At 56.5% G+C, this 19,859-nt stretch carries 14 protein-coding genes; all 14 read right to left on the bottom strand.

The window, feature by feature from the left end; translation table 11 throughout:
• Positions 1-46 precede the first annotated feature (46 nt).
• On the bottom strand, positions 47-2,686 hold the full coding sequence (gene alaS, locus FD38_RS08735; RefSeq protein ID WP_057733322.1) for an alanine--tRNA ligase: 2,640 nt from the start codon (positions 2,684-2,686) through the stop codon (positions 47-49).
• A 269-nt stretch (positions 2,687-2,955) separates the two neighbouring features.
• Positions 2,956-4,314 (bottom strand): DEAD/DEAH box helicase, encoded by a 1,359-nt coding sequence (locus FD38_RS08730; protein WP_057733320.1) that lies wholly within the window; start codon positions 4,312-4,314, stop codon positions 2,956-2,958.
• Between the two features lies 1 nt (position 4,315).
• Entirely contained in the window at positions 4,316-5,275 is a 960-nt protein-coding gene (locus FD38_RS08725) for a DHH family phosphoesterase (protein ID WP_057733318.1), read from the bottom strand.
• 95 nt (positions 5,276-5,370) lie between these two features.
• Positions 5,371-6,507, bottom strand: coding sequence for a DNA polymerase IV (gene dinB, locus FD38_RS08720; RefSeq protein WP_057733421.1), 1,137 nt, complete (start codon positions 6,505-6,507; stop codon positions 5,371-5,373).
• Positions 6,508-6,600: 93 nt separating this feature from the next.
• Positions 6,601-7,056 (bottom strand): preprotein translocase subunit YajC, encoded by a 456-nt coding sequence (yajC, locus tag FD38_RS08715; protein ID WP_083485322.1) that lies wholly within the window; start codon positions 7,054-7,056, stop codon positions 6,601-6,603.
• 73 nt (positions 7,057-7,129) lie between these two features.
• A complete protein-coding gene (gene tgt, locus FD38_RS08710; RefSeq protein WP_057733316.1) occupies positions 7,130-8,275 on the bottom strand; it encodes a tRNA guanosine(34) transglycosylase Tgt in 1,146 nt (381 codons plus the stop codon).
• A gap of 11 nt (positions 8,276-8,286) precedes the next feature.
• Entirely contained in the window at positions 8,287-9,321 is a 1,035-nt protein-coding gene (gene queA, locus FD38_RS08705; protein WP_057733314.1) for a tRNA preQ1(34) S-adenosylmethionine ribosyltransferase-isomerase QueA, read from the bottom strand.
• Positions 9,322-9,346: 25 nt separating this feature from the next.
• Positions 9,347-10,363, bottom strand: coding sequence for a Holliday junction branch migration DNA helicase RuvB (gene ruvB, locus FD38_RS08700; protein ID WP_057733312.1), 1,017 nt, complete (start codon positions 10,361-10,363; stop codon positions 9,347-9,349).
• Between the two features lie 22 nt (positions 10,364-10,385).
• Positions 10,386-10,988, bottom strand: coding sequence for a Holliday junction branch migration protein RuvA (gene ruvA / locus FD38_RS08695; RefSeq protein ID WP_057733310.1), 603 nt, complete (start codon positions 10,986-10,988; stop codon positions 10,386-10,388).
• 75 nt (positions 10,989-11,063) lie between these two features.
• Positions 11,064-13,082 (bottom strand): DNA mismatch repair endonuclease MutL, encoded by a 2,019-nt coding sequence (gene mutL / locus FD38_RS08690; protein WP_057733308.1) that lies wholly within the window; start codon positions 13,080-13,082, stop codon positions 11,064-11,066.
• 29 nt (positions 13,083-13,111) lie between these two features.
• Complete coding sequence (mutS, locus tag FD38_RS08685; RefSeq protein ID WP_057733306.1) at positions 13,112-15,811, bottom strand: DNA mismatch repair protein MutS; 2,700 nt, start codon at positions 15,809-15,811, stop codon at positions 13,112-13,114.
• Positions 15,812-15,842: 31 nt separating this feature from the next.
• Complete coding sequence (locus FD38_RS08680; protein WP_057733304.1) at positions 15,843-16,640, bottom strand: TIGR00282 family metallophosphoesterase; 798 nt, start codon at positions 16,638-16,640, stop codon at positions 15,843-15,845.
• A gap of 128 nt (positions 16,641-16,768) precedes the next feature.
• Complete coding sequence (gene rny, locus FD38_RS08675) at positions 16,769-18,328, bottom strand: ribonuclease Y (protein ID WP_057733302.1); 1,560 nt, start codon at positions 18,326-18,328, stop codon at positions 16,769-16,771.
• A gap of 281 nt (positions 18,329-18,609) precedes the next feature.
• Positions 18,610-19,782 carry a recombinase RecA gene (gene recA / locus FD38_RS08670; RefSeq protein ID WP_057733299.1) on the bottom strand — a complete coding sequence of 391 codons (1,173 nt, stop codon included), beginning with the start codon at positions 19,780-19,782 and terminating at the stop codon, positions 18,610-18,612.
• Positions 19,783-19,859: the final 77 nt, after the last annotated feature.

Here is a 19,859-nt window from a genome sequence, read left to right as displayed (position 1 = left end):
GCTTCCATTAACTAATTTCTAGTTTCACAGACTAGTCGAGATGCCCCTAGTCCTGTTCCTGCAACCAGGCACTGGCCGCACTCATGGCGTCCGGCAAACCAGCGGGGTTCTTCCCCCCCGCTTGGGCGAGGTTTGGTCGGCCACCGCCGCCCCCGTTGATCTTAGGCGCAATGGCTTTGATCAAGTCGCCGGCCTTGACCTGCTTTTGCTTGTCCGCACTGACCGCAACGATCAGGTTGGCCTTGCCGTTGACTTCCGCCCCTAAGACCAAGACGTCGGATAACGCCTTGTCCCGCCAGGTGTCGGCTAAGGCCCGCAGTTGGTCCATCTTTGAAACTTGCACGGTCCCACTGATCAGCGTGTAGTTGCCCGCCGTTGCCACGTGGTCAAAGACGGCGCCGGCCTGTTGTCCGGCCAACTTGCCTTCCAAGGTCGCTTGCTTTTGTTGCAGCTCCTTGACCTGGGCTTGTAAGGCCTGGACCCGCGTTTCGATGTCGTTGGTCTGGGTGACCTTCAAGTCGGCGGCCACGGCGTCTAAGATGGCGCTGCGGTCGTTCAGGTACTTGTACGCCGCCGCAGAGGTCACGGCTTCAATCCGCCGGACCCCGGCGCCGACCCCGGATTCGGAGGTAATCTTGAACAAGCCAATCTCGTTGGTGTTCTTAACGTGGTTCCCCCCACAGAATTCGGTGACGAAATCGCCCGCACTGACGACCCGCACGGTCTTACCGTACTTCTCGCTAAACAGTGCAATGGCGCCCATCTTCTTGGCACTTTCGATGTCGGTCACCACGGTCTTGACGGGTAGTTCCGCAAAGATCTGTTGGTTGACGATGGCTTCGGCCTTTTCCAGGTCCGCCGGGTCAACTTGACCAAAGTGGGTGAAGTCAAACCGCAGGTAATCGCCTTCGACTAGGGAACCGGCCTGTTGGGTGTGTTCACCGAAGACCTCGCGTAAGGCCTTATCCAACAAGTGGGTCGCGGTATGGTTCTTTTCGACCTTGCTGTGGAAGACTTGGTCGACCTTCAAGTCGTAGGTGACGCCCTTCTTCAACGGCGAAACCACGTCTAAGGTGTGCAGGTTTTGGCCGTTCGGAGCGTGTTGCACGTCCTTGACGTGGGCCACCACGTGACCTTCTAGGTCGTAGATGTCCCCGTGATCAGCCACTTGGCCCCCCATTTCGGCGTAAAACGGCGTGGTGTCGAACATGGCTTCGGCGGTGCCGCTAACGGCTTCGTCCGCCAGTTGGTCGTCGACGACCAGTTCGGTCAACTTGCTGTGCGTTTCCAGTTGGGTGTAGCCCACGTATTCGCTAGGCGTCTTGACGTTGATCAGCAGGTCGTGTTGTAAGCCCATGGCCTTTTGCTTGCCCCGAGCGTTACGGGCCCGGTCCTTTTGCTTTTGCATTTCGGCCTTGAACCCGTCCTGATCGACCGTGACGCCTTGGTCGATGGCGTATTCTTGCGTCAATTCAACCGGGAAGCCGTAGGTGTCGTAGAGCTTGAAGGCGTCGGGACCCGCAATCTGCTTGCCACCGGTCTTCTTCAAGTCGGCGATCAGCCCGTTCAATAGGTCCAACCCACCGGTCAGAGTTTCGCCGAACCGGTCTTCTTCGGAACGAACGATTTTCGCAATGTAGTCCTTTTGCTTCAGCACTTCTGGGTAGTAGGACTGCATGATTTCGCCCACGATGGGTACCAGTTGGTCCAAAAAGGCGCCCTGGATACCCAACTTTTGGCCGTTGACGACCGCCCGCCGAATCAACCGGCGAATGACGTAGCCCCGGCCTTCGTTGCCCGGTAAGGCCCCGTCGCCGATGGCAAAAGTAATCGCCCGCGCGTGGTCGGCAATCACCTTAAAGGAGATATCGTCTTCCGCGTTGGCGCCGTACTTTTTACCGTCACTTAAGGCCTGCGTCTTTTCGATCAACGGTAAGAACAGGTCGGTTTCAAAGTTCGTCTTGGCGTTTTGGAAGATGGAAACCACCCGTTCGAGGCCCATCCCCGTATCAATGTTCTTCCGGGGCAGTGGCTTGTAGCTGCCATCCGGTTCGTGGTTGAACTGGGAGAACACGATGTTCCAGACTTCGAGGTAGCGTTCATTTTCGCCCCCCGGGTAATTTTCGGGATCATCGGCGGCCAGGTTGTTGAAGCTTTCGCCCCGGTCGTAGAAGATTTCGGAATCGGGACCCGAAGGCCCTTCACCGATATCCCAGAAGTTGTCTTCGACCGGGATGATGTGGTCCGGCGCCACGCCGGCCTTTTCCCAGTACATCTTGGCGTCGGTATCCTTAGGGTAGACCGTCATGTACAGCTTATCGGGGTCCCAACCGAACCAGTCGGGTGACGTTAACAGTTCCCAGGCCCAGGTGATGGCTTCCTTCTTGAAGTAATCACCGACCGAGAAGTTTCCGAGCATTTCAAACAGCGTGTGGTGCCGCGCCGTCCGACCCACGTTTTCGATATCGTTGGTCCGGATACTCTTTTGTGAACTGGTCAGGCGCGGGTTCTCGGGAACCACCTGGCCGCTAAAGTACTTCTTCATCGTGGCGACCCCGGAGTTGATCCACAGTAAGGACGGGTCGTCCTTAGGCACTAAGGATGCACTGGGTTCGATGGTGTGCCCCTTCGACTGGAAAAAGTCGAGGTACATCTGTCGAATTTGACTACTACTGAGCTCTTTCATCTCTAAAAACCTCCAAAAAAAGATAAAAACACCGTTGCCCGTAAAGACGCCGAAGCGCGGTACCACTTTACTTGCAACGATGTTTAGTCGTTAACCTCTTAAACTCATAACGCTGAGTCGCGATGTTTCACGAGGGAGCACCGGTCACCACGATTCGTTTTTCACAGCGACCAAAACGTTTCTGAAAATCGACAACGACCGGCATATCCTCTACTAATATTTAATTGTCCACTTGAAATTATAGGTGGGACGCTACCGGTTGTCAATTCTTATTGATAGCGATCCGAATCGCGCTTACGCCGCTTACGTTCCGCTCTGGCGGCCGCTCTGGCGGCAATCCGCTTGTCCTGGTCCTTCTTGGCGTGGATAGCCTGCTTGATTTGGTGTTTGTACCCTGGCTTAATCTTCTTTTTCTTCTTCTTGACCATCCCAATCAGCGTCGGGTCCAGATGTTGCGTGGACTTGCGCCGCTTGGTCCGGCGGTTTCGGTCGTACGAATCGACGATTTCACCGTTACTGATGCGCTTAGGCTCGAAGTGAATCCCCAATGCTTCAATCTCGGAGACCAGCTTTTCTTCGCCCGGCGAGTACAGGGTGATGGCCGTTCCCGGCATTCCCTGCCGGCCCGTCCGACCGACCCGGTGAATGAAGAAGTCGAGGTCTTCGGGAATATCGTCGTTGATCACGTGCGAGACCCCTTCAATATCGATTCCCCGCGCGGCCAAATCGGTCGCCACGACGTATTGGTATTGCAGGTTTTTGACCTCACGCATGACCCGCTTCCGTTCCCGCGGTTTGATACCCCCGTGAATCATGGCGACCTTTAACCCCTGATTCTTCAGGTAGTCGTGTAATTCTTCGACCCGGGTCTTGGTATTGGCAAAAATCAAGACCAGGTAGGGTTCGCCCATGGTAATCAGTTGGTAAATCAACCGGTTGCGGTCCTGACCCTTGGTGGAAATCAACCAGTTATCGATGGTGTCACTGATGATGGCCGACGCCGGGATTTCCTCGATCACGGGATGGTTCAGATACTTGCGTAAGAACGGGTTAAGTTTTTGCGGAATTGTCGCCGAAAAGACCATCATTTGCAGGTTCTTCGGCATCCGGCTGGCAATCTTATCGACCTGGTCCAAGAATCCGAGGTCCAGCGTCATGTCGGCTTCGTCCACCACGAACTGCCGCGCCGTGTGAACGTCTAAGGCGTCGGACTGGATCAAATCCATGACCCGTCCGGGCGTCCCGATGACCAGTTGCGGTTGGAAATTATGCAGCTTGTTCAATTGCCGCTGTTTGTCGGTCCCCCCGACGTAGTTACCGATGCGAATCTCAAACGGCGCTTCGGCAGCTAACTGTTCGGCCGCACTGTGAATCTGGTAGGCCAGTTCCCGGCTAGGCGTGGTGATCACGGCCTGGACCTGGTTATCACTGGTCAATTGGTTAAAGATTGGCAGTAAAAAGGTATGGGTCTTGCCACTCCCCGTCTGGGACTGACCCACGACGTCCTTACCGGCGGCGATGATGGGAATCAATTTCTCTTGAACGGGCGTGGGTTGTTTGAACCCAATCTTCTGTAACGCCGTCATTAAATATGGCTGCAAATGAAACTCGTTAAATGTTGCGGTCATGCTATTCTCCTTTGTCTTGCGCGACCAGGGCGTCCAACTCGTGGATCACCTGGTCAATTTCTGCTTGGTCGTGGGCCGTGGCACCACTGGCTAAGGCGTGGCCGCCCCCACCGTGCGCCTTGGCGAGGCCGTTGATCGACGGACCCTTCGACCGTAACCGAATGCGGTAGGTGTGATCCTTGGCTTCCACGAAGAAGGCCCAGGCCACAACCGTGGTGATCTTACCGGGTAACGGTACGACCGCGGAAGTCGAGTCGGTCTCGCCCAATTCGAACGGTTCGAGGTCGGCGTCGCTTAATTTCAGGTAAGCGGCCCCGCTAGGTAAAATCGTCAAATTCTGGTACACGTAAGCCGAGAGTCGGGCCATCGCTGGTGAAACCTCGTCTTCGGCCTGGTTGACGTCGCTGGCCGAAAAGCCGGTCGCCATCAATTTACCCGCCACGGCCATGGTGTGGGCCGAGGTGGCCGGGTACATGAAGCGACCCGTGTCACCCACGATACCGGCGTAAAATAGCCGGGCGGCCTCTTGCGGTAACGTTAACTCGCTAGCGTTGGCCGCGTAAAAGTCGTACAGCATTTCCGAAGTACTCGACGCCTGATCTAAGACCCATTGCAGGTCCCCGAAGGCGTCGTCGTTGGGATGGTGGTCGATTTTCACGACGGCCTTCCCGGTGTGCCAGCGGTCGTCATCGACGCGGGGTTGGTTGGCCGTGTCGACCACGATTACCAACGCGTTGGCGTACTGGTCGTCGGCCACGTCGGTATCGGCCTGGCCCAGCCAATCAAAGCCGGCGTAGTGTTTGCCGACCGCTAAGATGGTCTTGTCGGGAAAACTGGCCCGCAAAATTTCGCGCAGACCCAGTTGAGCCCCCACGCAGTCCGGATCTGGATGCTGGTGTCGGTGAATAATAATGGTTTGGTAGTGTTTGATTTCTTCTAAAATGGCGTTTTCAATGGCCATGCTGCTCACCCGTTCTTTCCGATTGGCGGGATAACCCGCCGCAATACTGCGTTTCAGTATACAAGTTTTGGGGGGTAATTTCAAAGAAAGTCTGTCTAATCACCCCATAAAGGTAGCCGAACGTTTTCAAAGCTCTGGGCGGCTAGTCCCGTGATGGTGATGCCCAGCAGGCGAATCTGTTCGTCGGCCGTGGCCACCTCGTGGTACAACTGGAGGGCCAACTCATAATAGGTCGTCGCCTCGTTGGTCAAAAAGTCTTCCTGGGTGATCCGCTTGGTGACCGTGGTAAAGTCGCTGGTCCGCAGCTTCAACACCAGCGTTTTACCGTGGCGTTGCTTCTGGGCGACCGTCTGGGCCACCATGGTCGCTAGGCGGCGCAACTGGTTTTCCACCTCGCCCGCCGTGGTCAGCGGCGGCCCGTACGTCCGCTCCTTGCCGATCGACTTACGTTCCCGCTGATACTCGACGGGCCGCTCGTCGATGCCGCGGACCCGCTGGTACAAGATGTAGCCGAACTTGCCAAAGTCGTGGATCAGCTCCAACTGCGACCGTTGGTACAGGTCGGCACCGGTCTGGATGCCCAGGTCGTGCATCTTGGGGACGGTCTTCTTGCCCACGCCCCGGAACCGCTCGATGGGCAGCGCCATCAAGAAATCATGCGCGTCTTCGGGCAGGATCACGCTCACCCCCACCGGCTTACGGAAATCCGAGGCCTCCTTGGCCAAGAACTTACTGTAAGAAATCCCCGTCGAACAGGTTAGGTGGGTCTGATCGTAAATTTCGGCCTGCAGTTCGTGGGCCACCTGGACCGCCGAATGCAGATGGTGCTTGTTCTCAGTGACGTCTAAGTAGGCCTCATCGAAGGCCACCGGTTCGATCTTATCGGTGTACTCGTGAAAGATGCGGTGAATCTGTTCGGAAATCTCCCGGTAATGGGGAAAGTTCGGGGTTTGAAAGATGGCTTCGGGACATAATTTTAAGGCCTCGTTGGCGCTCATGGCCGAGTGGACCCCGTGTTGGCGCGCCAGGTAATTGGCGGTCGTGACCACGCCTCTCCCCCCGGTTTTACGCGGGTCCTTGGCGATGATCAGCGGGTGCCGCCGAAATTCGGGGTGGTCGCGCATCTCGATGGACGCATAAAAGGCATCCATATCAACGTGAATGATTTTGCGTTGTGTGAATTTTGCCGCCGGTCGTGGCACGTCTTCCACCCCTTTCAAGTCGTGACTCATCATTAGTTCCATTATAACGGAACGTTTGTTCGTTTGCATCCCCCCGCTCCCGAAAAAAAAACGACCCCACAGTGGAGTCGTTACGTTACCAGCTTATTTAGCGTCGCCGTCTGCCTTAGCATCAGTGTCTTCAGCCTTAGCTGAATCGGCTGAGGCAGCGTCGTCGTTTTTGGCGGGCTTGGCGTCATCAGCGGGTTTCGCTGAAGCGTCCTGGTCCTTAGCGGCTTCTGCCGCAGCAGGGGCCGTCACCGCTTGGGGTGCTTGGGCCGTGACTTGGGCAATGGCCCGTAAGTCGAAGACCAAGTAGATTCCGTCACAGTCCAGGGTCACCGTTTTGTCGGCTTGGTTGATTTCGTCAATCACACCGTGTAAGCGCCCGATGGTGATCACGTGATCGCCCTTTTTCAGTTCGCTCATCATGTCCCGGTGCTTCTTTTGTTGCTTTTGTTGTGGCCGTAACATCAAGAAATACATCAACGCCAAGAAGACCACTAAGATGATCAACGTGGAGTATTGGCTGGCCGCAGCAACTACCAGATTACTTAACACATTTGTTCACTCCTTCTGTAGCTTACTCTAATGAACAACTTTACCAGACTACGGGGAATCCGTCCAATTATTTCTAGAAGTTCTTGGGATGTTCGGCATTGTAGCCGTACTTTTCGAAAACCTCGGCGCGTAAGTCTAACAAATTGTCGTCTAAAATTGCTTGCCGGACCCGCTTCATCAGGTGATGCAAGAAGTACAAGTTGTGATAGCTGGTCAAGCGCCGCCCCAGGTCTTCGTCCGCCTTAAACAGGTGGCGGAGGTAGGCGCGGGTGTAGTGCCGACAGGTATAGCAGTCGCACTCGGAATCAATGGGGCGAAAATCGTGAGCGTAAGCCGCGTTTCTGACCACCAACCGCCCGTGACTGGTCATGCAGGTTCCCCTCCGGGCGATCCGGGTCGGCAAGACGCAGTCGAACATGTCGACCCCGCGAATCACTCCGTCGATCAGTGAATCGGCGGTCCCCACGCCCATTAAATACCGGGGCTTGTTGGTGGGCAGTAGCGGCGTGGTCAGTTCCAAGATCCGGTTCATTTCCGACTTGGATTCCCCCACCGATAACCCGCCAATCGAGTAACCCGGAAAATCCAGGCTGACCAGGTCGTGGGCCGATTGCCGGCGCAGGTCTGCGTAGCCGGCCCCCTGAACGATGCCAAACAAGCCTTGGTAATCGGGATGTGCGTGGGCCTTGAGTCCCCGTTCCGCCCAGCGCGACGTGCGTTCCACGGAGTGTTTGACGTAGTCGTAGCTTTCAAAAAACGGCGGGCACTCGTCGAGACTCATCATGATGTCCGGCCCCAGTTTATTTTGAATGTTGATGGCCTTTTCGGGCGACAAGAAGAGCTTGTCCCCGTTAAGCTCGTTGCGGAAATGCACGCCTGCTTCGGTCAACTTCCGGTGCTTGGCCAACGAAAAGACCTGAAAGCCCCCGGAATCGGTGAGGATGCCCTTGGGCCAGTTCATGAACTGGTGTAAGCCCCCCGCCTCTGCGACCAGGTCGGGCCCCGGTTGCAGCCAGAGATGATAGGTATTGGCCAGCACGACCTGCGAGCCCATCTCGTCGAGTTCTTCGGGACTGAGGGCCCCCTTCATCGCCGCCTGGGTCCCTACCGGCATAAACATTGGCGTCTGGAAAGTCCCGTGGGGGGTGATGACTTCCCCTAGGCGGGCACCCGTGTGCTTTTCGGTTTTAATCAGCTGATACTTAATCGCGGGTTCCATAGCTTCCTCCATTACTTGATGAACATCGCGTCACCAAAACTAAAGAAACGATACTTCTCGGCAATGGCGTGCTGGTAGGCGTTTAAGATCCGTTCCCGGCCGGTAAAGGCGGCGACCAGCATCACCAACGTAGACTTAGGCAAGTGGAAATTGGTGATAAACGCGTCGACCACCTGCCACTGATAGCCTGGTTTGATAAAGATGTCGGTCCACCCGGAATCGGCACGGAGTTGACCGTGAAACTTGGTCCCGATGGTCTCCAGCGTGCGAATCGACGTGGTCCCGGTCGCGACGATGCGACCACCGTGGGCCCGAACGTCGTTTAACGTCCGGGCGGCCTGCTCATCGAGGCGGTAGAACTCGCTATGCATCTTGTGGTCGTCGATGTTGCGCTCTTCCACGGGCCGAAACGTTCCTAACCCCACGTGCAGCGTCAGGTAAACCAGCTTCACACCCTTGGCGACCACTTGATTGAGCAACTCTTGCGTCCAATGCAGCCCGGCCGTGGGGGCGGCCGCCGACCCATTTTCCTTGGCGTAAATCGTCTGGTAGCGGTCCGGATCGTCGAGCTTGGCCTTAATGTAGGGCGGTAACGGCGTCTCACCCAGGCGCTCCAGGATTTCCATAAAAATCCCGTCGTAGTGAAACTCAATCAAGCGAATCCCGTCCTCACGTTCCTCGGTGATGGTCGCCGTCAGTTGCCCGTCACCAAAGCTGACCGTGGTCCCCACCCGCAGGCGCTTGGCGGGCTTCATCAGGGTCTCCCACACGTCACCTGCGACGTTGTGTAAGAGGAGGACCTCGACGTGGCCGCCGGTTTCCGGTTTCACGCCGTACAACCGGGCGGGCATGACGCGCGAATTATTCAGCACGACGGCATCCCCGGGGTGTAGTTCAGCTAAAATGTCGTAAAAATGCTTATCGGCCAAGTCACCGGTCTGGTGATCGAGCACCAGCAAGCGGGACGTATCCCGTTGTTTGATTGGGGTCTGGGCAATCAATTCATGCGGCAAATCGTAATCAAAATCCGCTAAGGTCTCCGTCATGGTGAAGTCCTCCTTTTAAGCCAGTCTAATCATCGGTGGGCAACGGTCGTCCCAGGTGGCGGTAGCCGGCTTCGGTGACCACGCGCCCCTTGGCCGTACGCTTCAGAAATCCGCGTTGTAACAGGTAGGGTTCGTACATGGCCGCCACCGTTTCGGTTTCTTCACCGATGTTGGCCGCCAGGGTGTTAAGGCCCACCGGACCGCCGTTATAGTAGTCGATCATGGTGGTCAGTAACTTGATATCCGTCGAGTCTAGCCCCGCGGAATCCACGCGTAACAGGGTCAACGCGTGGTCCACGATTTCCGGATCGATGGTGTCGTGATCCGGGGAAACTTCCGCGAAGTCGCGGACCCGCTTCAATAACCGGTTGGCGATCCGCGGGGTCCCGCGAGAACGTAACGCGATGGCGTGCGCGCCGGCCGGGGCGATCGGCGTTTGAAAAATGTCGGCCGACCGCAAAACGATCTCTTCCAGGTCGTCGGCGTTGTAGTAAGCCATGTGTTCGACGATGCCGAACCGGTCCCGTAGCGGTGCCGATAATAGCCCCGCCCGCGTCGTGGCCCCAATCAGGGTAAACGGCGGTAACGGAAAATGCACCGGATGCGCGGTCGGGCCTTGCCCCACCACGATATCGATGTAGAAGTCTTCCATCGCCGAATATAGCATTTCTTCCACGACCTTCGGCAACCGGTGAATTTCGTCGATAAATAAGATGTCCCCAGGTTGTAGCTCGTTTAACAAGGCGACCAGGTCCCCCGGCTTTTCAATGGCCGGACCACTGGTCGTGCGCACCTGCACGCCCATCTCGTTGGCGATCACCCAAGCTAGGGTGGTCTTCCCTAAGCCGGGTGGGCCGTACAGCAACACGTGGTCCAGGGACTCTTCGCGTTGCTTCGCCGCTTGGATGTAGACGTTTAATTCGTGTTTGATCGGTGCTTGCCCGATGTATTGCCCCAGCGTTTGGGGTCGTAAGGATTTCTCCACGGAATCTTCTCTGGCGTCCTCCGGTTCTGGTGACACTATCCGGTCGTCGTCTGCCATGACCGACCCCTCCTTTCTGACCTTACTTGGTCAATAAACGTAACCCTTCACTGAGATAATCGTTGGTATCGTGCCCCGCAAATTGCCGTAACTTGGGGGTCACCTTCTTGATGGCCGTTTCGCGGTAGCCAAGCGCCAGTAACGCAGCTAAGGCGTCGTCGAGTTGGGCGTTGCCCTCGCCAGTCGTGACGGTCTCCGGTTCGAAGAGGTCCGGCGTCTCGGCCGGAGCCAAATCGTCGAGCTTGCCTTGCAGATCCAAGACCAGCTGGCCGGCCGTCTTCTTGCCCACGCCGGGAAACTTGGTCAGAAAACTGACGTCGTTGGTCTTGATAGCCAGCATCAACCCTTGATGGTCCGGGTTGGCGAGAATCGCCAGGGCACTCTTCGGCCCAATGCCGCTGACCGCGATCAATTTCAAGAAGAGTTGCTTTTCCGCGTAGTCACTAAACCCGTAAAGGGTCTGGGCCGAATCGCTGACAGCCTGATAAACATAGATGGTCACTTGCTCGTCGACCGTGTAGCGGTAGGGGTTAGCCGTGTTGACCAGGTAGCCGACGCCGTGAACGTCCACCACGATATGGTCGGGCGTCACCGCCGCCACGGTTCCCCGCAGGTATTCATACATGCCAGTTTAGCTCCTTTAAGAAAACGTATGTTTGCATTTAAATTGTACCATAATTCCGGAAAAAATTAAGATGGACTACTCGCCCCAGTCATCCCCGCTGTGGTGCGGATCCTGGATGCGTTTGAACAGGCGTTCCAGGTCCTGGTCGGTCAGGTGGACCAACACGGGGCGACCGTGCGGGCAGTTAAACGGGTTTTCGGCCGTGGCCAGCTTGACCAGTAAGGCCCGGGCCTGCTGATCGTCTAAGTGGTGGTTGGCCTTGATGGCGCGTTTACAGCTCATCATGATGGCCGTCTTTTCCCGAAACGCTGCCACGGTCAGCTTACCATCCCGTAAGACCCAGTCGATCATTTCCTTGATGGTGTCGGTCTCCTGCCCCGCCTTAAACCAGGTCGGGTGTTCGTGGACGATAAAGCTGTTCGGACCAAACGATTCGAGGTTGAGCCCCACGCTGGCTAAGGTGTCTAGGTGGTCGTTTAAGGCCAAGACGTCGGTGGTGGGGTAATCCAGCACGATGGGCACTAAAAGCTTCTGTTCGTCGTCGCTGACCTCCCCAATCGCCTGCCGGTAGAACTCGTAGTTCACCCGTTCTTGGGCGGCGTGTTGGTCGATCAGATACAACCCATCGTCGGCCTCGGCCAACAGGTAGGTGCCGTGGACCTGTCCCAGATAACGCAACTGCGGAAACCGCGGAGTCGTCGGGAGCGGCGTGGCCGCGGTCTTCGCCGGGGCGGCTGATTCCGGCGCCGGCGTACCCAACGCCCAGACCTTCCCCTCGTGTTGGTACTTGGCGTCAAACTGTTGCACCAGCGGCAAGTTTAACTCCGCTTTTTTCTGCACCATCACGGGTTCCACCGGACTGGTCGCCGGGGTACTCAACGGGGCCGGACCCGCCGCAATCGGCGCTGAGGGCGTCGGTTGCGCGGTCGTGGGGGCCGATTGAGACGTGGGCGTTGCGGTCGGTCGCGGTGCCGGCTCGCGGTGCGTCAAGGTCGGGCCCGTGGTCGGCGTGTACTTCTGCGACGCGTCGTTTAACGCCATGGTCAGCTGGTCGCTAGCGCGTTCGTGCGACTTGGTCTGCGGTAGTTCGTTAAAGACGTCCGGAATCAAATTCTCCTGAGCCAACCGGTCGAACACCGTTTTTTGAATCAACTGGGTCAACTCGGGTTCCTGACTGATTCGGACCTCCTGCTTGGTCGGGTGCACGTTCACGTCGACCAATAGCGGGTCCATGGTGATGGCGAGCACCGCTAACGGGTAACGCCCGACCATGAGTTTCGACCCGTACCCCGCCACCAAGGCCTTACTGAGCTGGTAGTTGTGGATGTAGCGGCCGTTGAGCAGGATGGAAATGTACTGGCGACTGGCCCGCGTCAATTCGGGTAAGCTAACGTAACCGGTCACCTTAAAGTCGGAATTCTCCCCGGCAATCGCCACCATCTTCCGGGCACTCTGCACCCCGTAGATACCGGCGATCACCTGTTGGAGGTCGCCGCGCCCACTGGTCCGGGTCAGTTCCCGGCCGTTATGCACCAGCGAAAACGCGATGTCGGGATAACTCAGCGCGATACGGTTCACGATATCGGTGATCTTTGACAGTTCGGTGGTCGGCGACTTCAGGTATTTCAGTCGCGCTGGCACGTTGCCGAACAGGTCGGTGACCGTAATGTCGGTCCCCTTCCGCGCCGCCGCGGGTTCGTGGGCGACGATGTGGCCGCCCACGTTGTGGATCAGAGTCCCCACACCGCCGGTCGAGGTGGTCAGCGTCACGTCCGCCACGGAAGCAATACTGGGTAACGCTTCGCCCCGAAAGCCCAAAGACTGGACCTTGAACAGGTCGCGGCGGTCGGTGATCTTACTGGTCGCGTGCCGTTTGAACGCCATTTCGGTGTCGTCATCGGCGATCCCGTCGCCGTCGTCGACCACCGAGATGCGTTTGAGACCGGCCTCTTCGACCGTGATGTCGATTTGGGTACTGTGGGCGTCAATGGCGTTTTCCACTAATTCCTTGACCACGGAGGCGGGGCGTTCCACCACTTCACCCGCCGCAATCTGATCGGCTAACACCGAGGCTAATTCATGAATTTTCGCCATTGTGACCCTTCCTTTCGTGTGATTAAACTTTATTTATTGAGCTTCTGTTGCCACTGATAAACCTGGTTCATGATGGCCATCGGCGTCATCCCCATCAGGTTCAGGTCCTTCAATTGGTCTAAGACCTTGGCCTGCGTGGGGTTGAGTTCCGGTTCGTCCGTAAATAGCGACAACTGTTGGTCGGCGCCAACGGTCGCGTCGGTAGCGGCCGGTTCGGGGGCGGTGACCGTTGGTTCTGGCGCCGCCGAAGCTGGGCCGGCCGGCGGATTTACCGGCGCGGTTACCGGGGCAACGGCCGCGGTCTCCTGCCCCGTGATCACGGCTTTGGTCACGGTCGGCGCCGCGGCCGCCTGTTGTTCGAGTTCTTGTAAGATCACGTCGGCGCGGTGCAGGAGCGAATCCGGCATCCCCGCTAACTTGGCCACGTGGATCCCGTAGGACTTATCGGCCGGACCAGGCTGCACTTGGTGCAAGAAGACCAGGTCGCCGTCTTGTTCCACGGCCCCCACGTGCACGTTTTTCAATTGCGGGAGGACCGTGTCCAGCGCCGTCAGTTCGTGGTAGTGGGTCGAAAACAGGGTCTTGGCGTGGACCTTGTTGTGGACGTATTCCACGATGGCCTGGGCTAACGCCATCCCGTCGTAGGTCGCCGTTCCCCGCCCAATCTCGTCGAACAGGATCAGACTGTTGGCCGTCGCCTGGCTTAACGCCCGGTTGGCCTCCTGCATTTCGACCATGAAGGTACTCTGGCCCGAGATCAGGTCGTCGGCCGCCCCGATACGCGTAAAGATCTGGTCAAAAATCGGCATTTGCGCCTTTTCGGCGGGCACGAAACAGCCCATCTGCGCGATGATCACGGTCAAGGCCAGTTGCCGCATGTAGGTACTCTTCCCGGACATGTTGGGCCCGGTGATCAGCAAAATATTGGTATCGTCGGGCATGGTCACGTCGTTGGGTACGTAAGATTGGCGGCCCAGCACCTTTTCGACCACGGGGTGTCGGCCCTGCTGGATGTCTAAGACGTGGTCCGGCGTAAAGGTCGGCTTCACAAAGTGGTAGTCTTCGCTGACCACCGCAAAACTTTGGAGCACGTCTAAGCTGGCAATTGCGGCGGCCAGCGTTTGTAGCCGGGTGATGGCCTGCTTGACCTGTTCGCGCAGGTCCACGAACAGCTGGTATTCCAGGGCGACCGACTTTTCTTCGGCCTCTAAGATCAGGCGTTCCTTTTCCTTGAGTTCCGGCGTGGAAAACCGTTCGGCGTTGGCCAACGTTTGTTTGCGTTCGTAACGGTCGGCCGGTAGCTTATTCAGGTTAACCTTGGTGACTTCGATGTAGTAACCGAAAACGTGATTGTACCCGATCTTCAGGTTATTGATGCCCGTGACCTCGCGTTCGTGAGCCTCCATCTCGGCCAGCCACTTCTTGCCGTTGCGCATGGCGTCGCGGTAGGTGTCGAGCTGGTCGTTATACCCGTCGCGAATCACCCCACCGTCGGTCACCGACAGCGGCGGTTCCGGCACGATGGCCGCCCGAATCGCCGCGGCCACGTCACTGACCGGGTCGAGCTGGTCGAGCATCGGGTCAAAGACGGCCTCGTCGAGCTCTTCTAAAGTGTGCTTAATTTGGGGAACCTGTTCCAGCGACGTTTGCAGTTGGATCAGGTCGCGCCCGTTGACACTACCGAAGGCCACCCGCCCGGCTAACCGTTCTAGGTCATAGACCTTGACCAGTTCGTCTTGGAGGCTGTTGCGTTCGAAATAGTGGTCGAGTAACGCCCCGACCTTGGCTTGACGGTCTTCAATCTGGGCCCGGTCGATCAAGGGCCGGTCCAACCATTGTTTGAGCAGTCGGCCACCCATCGCGGTCTTGGTCTCGTCTAACAACCACAACAACGTCCCGGACTTTTTCTTGGTCCGCAGGTTCTGGGTCAGTTCCAGATTGACCTGCGACGAGTGGTCGAACTTCAAAAATGCCGTCGGGCGGTAAGCCAGGGCCCGTTGCAGGTGCGCGAGGCTGCGCTTTTGCGTCACGGTCACGTAGGTCACCAGCAGGCCCACGACCTGGATGAGCCGCGGGTCGGTCAGGTCCTGTTCCACGTAGCTGACTTCCGAACTCGGTTGCACGGCCAACTGTTGGGAGACCAACAGGCCCAGCTTTTTCAGCCGGTCCGTGAGGTCGGTCGGGACGCTGGCGTCCACCACGACTTCCTTGGTCTGCAGGCTCATGAGTTCGTTCATCACCGTGGTCAGATTGTCGATGGCGGCCACTTTCAGTTCCCCGGTCGACAGGTCGGTGTAGGCCAACCCGTAATGGTCGGGTTGGGGCATGATCAGCGCCGTTAAATAGTTGTTGCGCTTGGCGCCGGCCGCCCCGGTATCGGTCTGGGTCCCGGGGGTGACCAGTTGAATGACCTCACGTTTGACCATGCCCTTGGCCAGCTTCGGGTCCTCCATCTGTTCGCAGATGGCGACCTTATACCCCTGGTCCACCAGGATATCAATGTAGTTTTGCACGGCCTTGTGCGGCACCCCACACATGGGAATCGGGTTCTTCGCGCTATGGCTCCGGGTGGTCAGGGTCAGTTCCAGGAGTTGGGACCCTTTGACGGCGTCCTCGTTAAACATCTCGTAAAAGTCCCCCAGCCGGTAAAACAGAAAGGCGTCGGGATATTGATCCTTGATTTTCTGGTACTGGGCCATCATTGGCGTTTGTTTTGGTGTACTACTCATGAAAAATGTGTCATCCTTCCGTTTTTAGCGCTTAGCTTTGGTACGGGTGTTGCGGGCTGATCAGAATCTCGTGAATGGCGGTCGCGTGGCCCGTCTTGTCGTTGAGATCGATCACACAACCGGAGAGGAGTCCGGGACCCTGTTCTTGGACCGTATACCGCGCCGGACGTTGGTTTTCGAATTTAGTAATGACGCTATCGGCCTGCATGCCTAAGATGCTATCGGCCGGACCGGTCATCCCCACCTCGGTCAAAAAGGCCGTCTGGTGGTCTAAGACCTGCGCGTCGCTGGTCTGCACGTGGGTGTGGGTGCCGACCACCGCCGACACGTCACCGGTGAAGCGCATGGCAAAGGCCCGTTTCTCGCTGGTGACCTCCCCGTGGAAGTCAACGAAGACAAACGGCGTGTCGAGCTCGTCCACTAAGTCGGCCATCATGGCAAACGGATCGTCGACTAACTGATTCATGAAGACCCGGCCCTGTAAGTTGACCACGGCGAGCGTCTGTTGGTTGACCTTAATCTTGGTCCACCCCTGACCGGGCGTTGGTCCCGGGAAATTAGCGGGGCGGACCAACCGGTTGGCGTCATCGATGAAGTCAAACAGTTCGGCGTTATCCCAGGTGTGATTGCCCATGGTGACTACATCGGCGCCGTCCTTTAAGAGTTGCTTATAAATCTTGTAACTGATTCCCCGGCCCACCGGCGTGGAATTTTCACCGTTAACGATGGTGACTTGCGGTTTCAAATCCCGCTTGAGTTGTGGCAAATACTCGTGAATCATGGCCTGCCCAACGTTTCCAACCACGTCACCAACAAACAAAATACGCATCTTTGTACCCCTATCTTGACGGGCCACTCTAGCGGCGACCCCCGTCGTTATAAATATTGTCTATTTTACCATGCTTTTTTCGTCCATGACGTAAAAAAGCTAGGACCAATTGGCCTAGCTTCTCTGACTTATTTTGCATATTCAACTGACCGAACTTCCCGAATCACGGAAACCTTGACGTGGCCTGGGTAATCCAGGTCGCCTTCAATTTGTTTCTTGATGTCGCGGGCCAAGACCACGGCATCCGTATCGGAAATCTTCTCCGGCCGCACAATCACGCGAACTTCCCGGCCCGCTTGGATGGCAAAACTATGATCGACGCCGTCAAACTGGTTGGCGATCGTTTCTAGCTTGTCTAAGCGGTGAATGTAACTTTCCAGGGAATCCGACCGTGCGCCTGGTCGGGTCGCGGAAATCGTATCCGCGGTGCTGACCAGTTCCGCAATTACGGATTGCGGCGCCGTTTGGTCTGCTTGAGCGGCGATGGCGTTCACCACGGTCGAACTTTCCCGGTACTTCTTCGCCAGTTCAGTTCCGAGCGTGATGTACGAACTATCATCTTCGTGCTCTGCAGCGCGGCCAATATCATGTAGTAATCCTGCACGTTTTGCTAACGTAACATCCTCACCGAGTTCGGCGGCTAAGACCCCAGTGATCTTCGCCACTTCAATGGAATGGGCTAACGCATTTTGCCCATGAGAAATCCGGAAATTCAACCGGCCCACGAGTTTGATCAACTCGGGATGCATGGAATGAATTCCCAAATCAAAGGTTGCCTGTTCCCCGAGTTCGCGGACGTGTTCGCCCAGCTCCTTCTTGGCTTTGGCCACCATTTCTTCGATTCGTGCCGGATGAATCCGGCCGTCTTGAATCAATTTCTCTAACGCAATCTTCGCGACTTCGCGTCGTAACGGATCGAAGCCACTCAAGACGACGGCTTCCGGCGTATCGTCGATAATTAAATCGATTCCGGTCAACGTCTCTAAGGTCCGAATATTCCGACCTTCCCGACCGATGATTCGACCCTTCATGTCGTCGTTAGGTAACGTGACCACGGTAATCGTGGTTTCGGTCACCATATCGGCGGCACTCCGTTGAATCGCGGAAACAATCAAGTCCTTGGCGTTGGCCTGGGCCGTCTTGCGAGCGGTTTCTTCGCTTTCCTTAATCATTTTTGCCCGTTCCCCGGCCAAAGCCGTTTTGGCTTCGGAAATGATCAGGTCACGTGCGTCTTCCTGGGAGAGAGCAGCGACGGATTCAACCGCCGTCTGCCGTTTTTCAATCAGTGAGTCTGCTTGTTGTTGCTTTTTGGTCAAATTCTGCTCTTCAGCGCTCAACTTTTTATCCCGTCGGTTCAAGGCGTTTTCACGCTTCTCCAACGAGTTGTCTTTGCGATCCAACGTTTCTTCCCGTTGAATCAACCGATCTTCTTGCTTCTGAACTTCGGCTCGGCGTTGCTTGAGCTCCTGTTCGACTTCCGCACGATACTGATGACTGTCCTCTTTAGCACTGAGTAGTGCCTCTTTAGTAGCCGTCTCGGCTTGCTTGTGAGCCTCTGCTAACACACCCTTGGCCGTGTACTTAGCAGCATCTAACTTGCGTTCATGGACGGATTTCCGTAGATAATAACCACCCACGACACCAACAACGATAGCGATGATTGCGAGGATTATGCTTGGAACACTCATGATTCCACCTCCGCATCATCAAAAATGACTAATTAAAAATCAGACTTTTTAAGATGTTTGTATGATAACTGACACAAATTCAATTTTAATAGTTGCCACCAAGCCTGTCAACTAAACTCACCAGAAAGCCGCACGAAGTTCACCACCAGTTCCCTATTCTGCAGCTGAAGCCGTCAATCTCCACCCTTGACCGGCCAACTAGGGGGTCATGGAGGCGTTATTGGGGCCACTTGACCCCACAAAAAAAGGCTTGAGCTCACCGGCTCAAACCATTTTTGACGTTATTTATGATGATTGGGTTGAATCACCGTGGCGCCGGAATTACCGGGCGTCCCGGGCGTGGTATCCACCTTGGGCGCCGGCTTCGTCGCGGCATCCTTAGGCGTTGCCTTGGTATCGGCTTTAGCGCCGTCCTTGGTCTTATCCGCCTTAGTATCCTTCGTGTCGGTCGTAGCAGCGTCCTCATCGGCTACCCCATACGCGGCCCGCACCCGTTGATTGACTTCCGCCATCATGTCCGGATGATCCGCTAGGTATTGCTTGGCGTTCTCCCGGCCTTGGCCGATCCGGTCTTCACCGTACGAGTACCATGAGCCACTCTTATCCACGATGTCTTTTTCCACCGCCATGTCGAGCAGTTCACCCGTTTGGGAAATCCCGTGACCGTACATGATGTCCACTTCGGCCTTCTTAAACGGCGGCGCAACCTTGTTCTTCACGACCTTGATTCGGGTCCGGTTCCCAATGACGTCCGTCCCGTTCTTGATCTGTTCGGCCCGACGAACTTCCAAACGAATCGTCGAGTAGAACTTCAAGGCCCGGCCACCGGGCGTTACTTCGGGGTTCCCGAACATCACGCCGACTTTTTCCCGAATTTGGTTAATGAACAACGCAATGGTCTTGGTCTTGTTAATGGTCCCCGATAACTTCCGGAGCGCTTGTGACATTAACCGGGCCTGCAACCCCACGTGGGCGTCACCCATTTCGCCTTCAATTTCGGCCCGTGGTACTAAGGCCGCCACCGAATCGACGACCACGATATCCACGGCTCCGGAGGACACCAGGGCATCCGTGATTTGGAGTCCCTGTTCCCCGGTATCTGGTTGGGATAACAGTAAGTTGTCGATATCGACACCTAAAGCCGTCGCATAGGCGGGATCGAGGGCGTTTTCGGCATCAATGTAAGCCGCCGTGCCCCCACGCTTTTGCACTTCGGCAACCGCGTGTAAGGCCACCGTGGTTTTCCCAGACGATTCGGGACCGTAGATTTCTACAATCCGTCCCCGCGGGTAACCGCCGACTCCTAAGGCTACGTCTAAAGCCAACGAGCCAGATGGGACGGTCAAGATTTGCATCTTGGTATCGTCGCCCATCCGCATGATGGACCCCTTACCGAAGTCCTTTTCGATCTTCTTCAGCGCTTTGTCTAACGCTGCTTGTCGTTCGTCAGCCATCCAAATCCTCCTTTAGTTGCTCTTAAATATTCAAGTAATACTATACCGATTTTGTTCCCAGAATGCAAGCGAAAAGA

The sequence above is a fragment of the Levilactobacillus zymae DSM 19395 genome, from assembly GCF_001434115.1.
Taxonomy (GTDB): domain Bacteria; phylum Bacillota; class Bacilli; order Lactobacillales; family Lactobacillaceae; genus Levilactobacillus; species Levilactobacillus zymae.
This window is presented reverse-complemented; position numbering and strand designations above follow the sequence as displayed.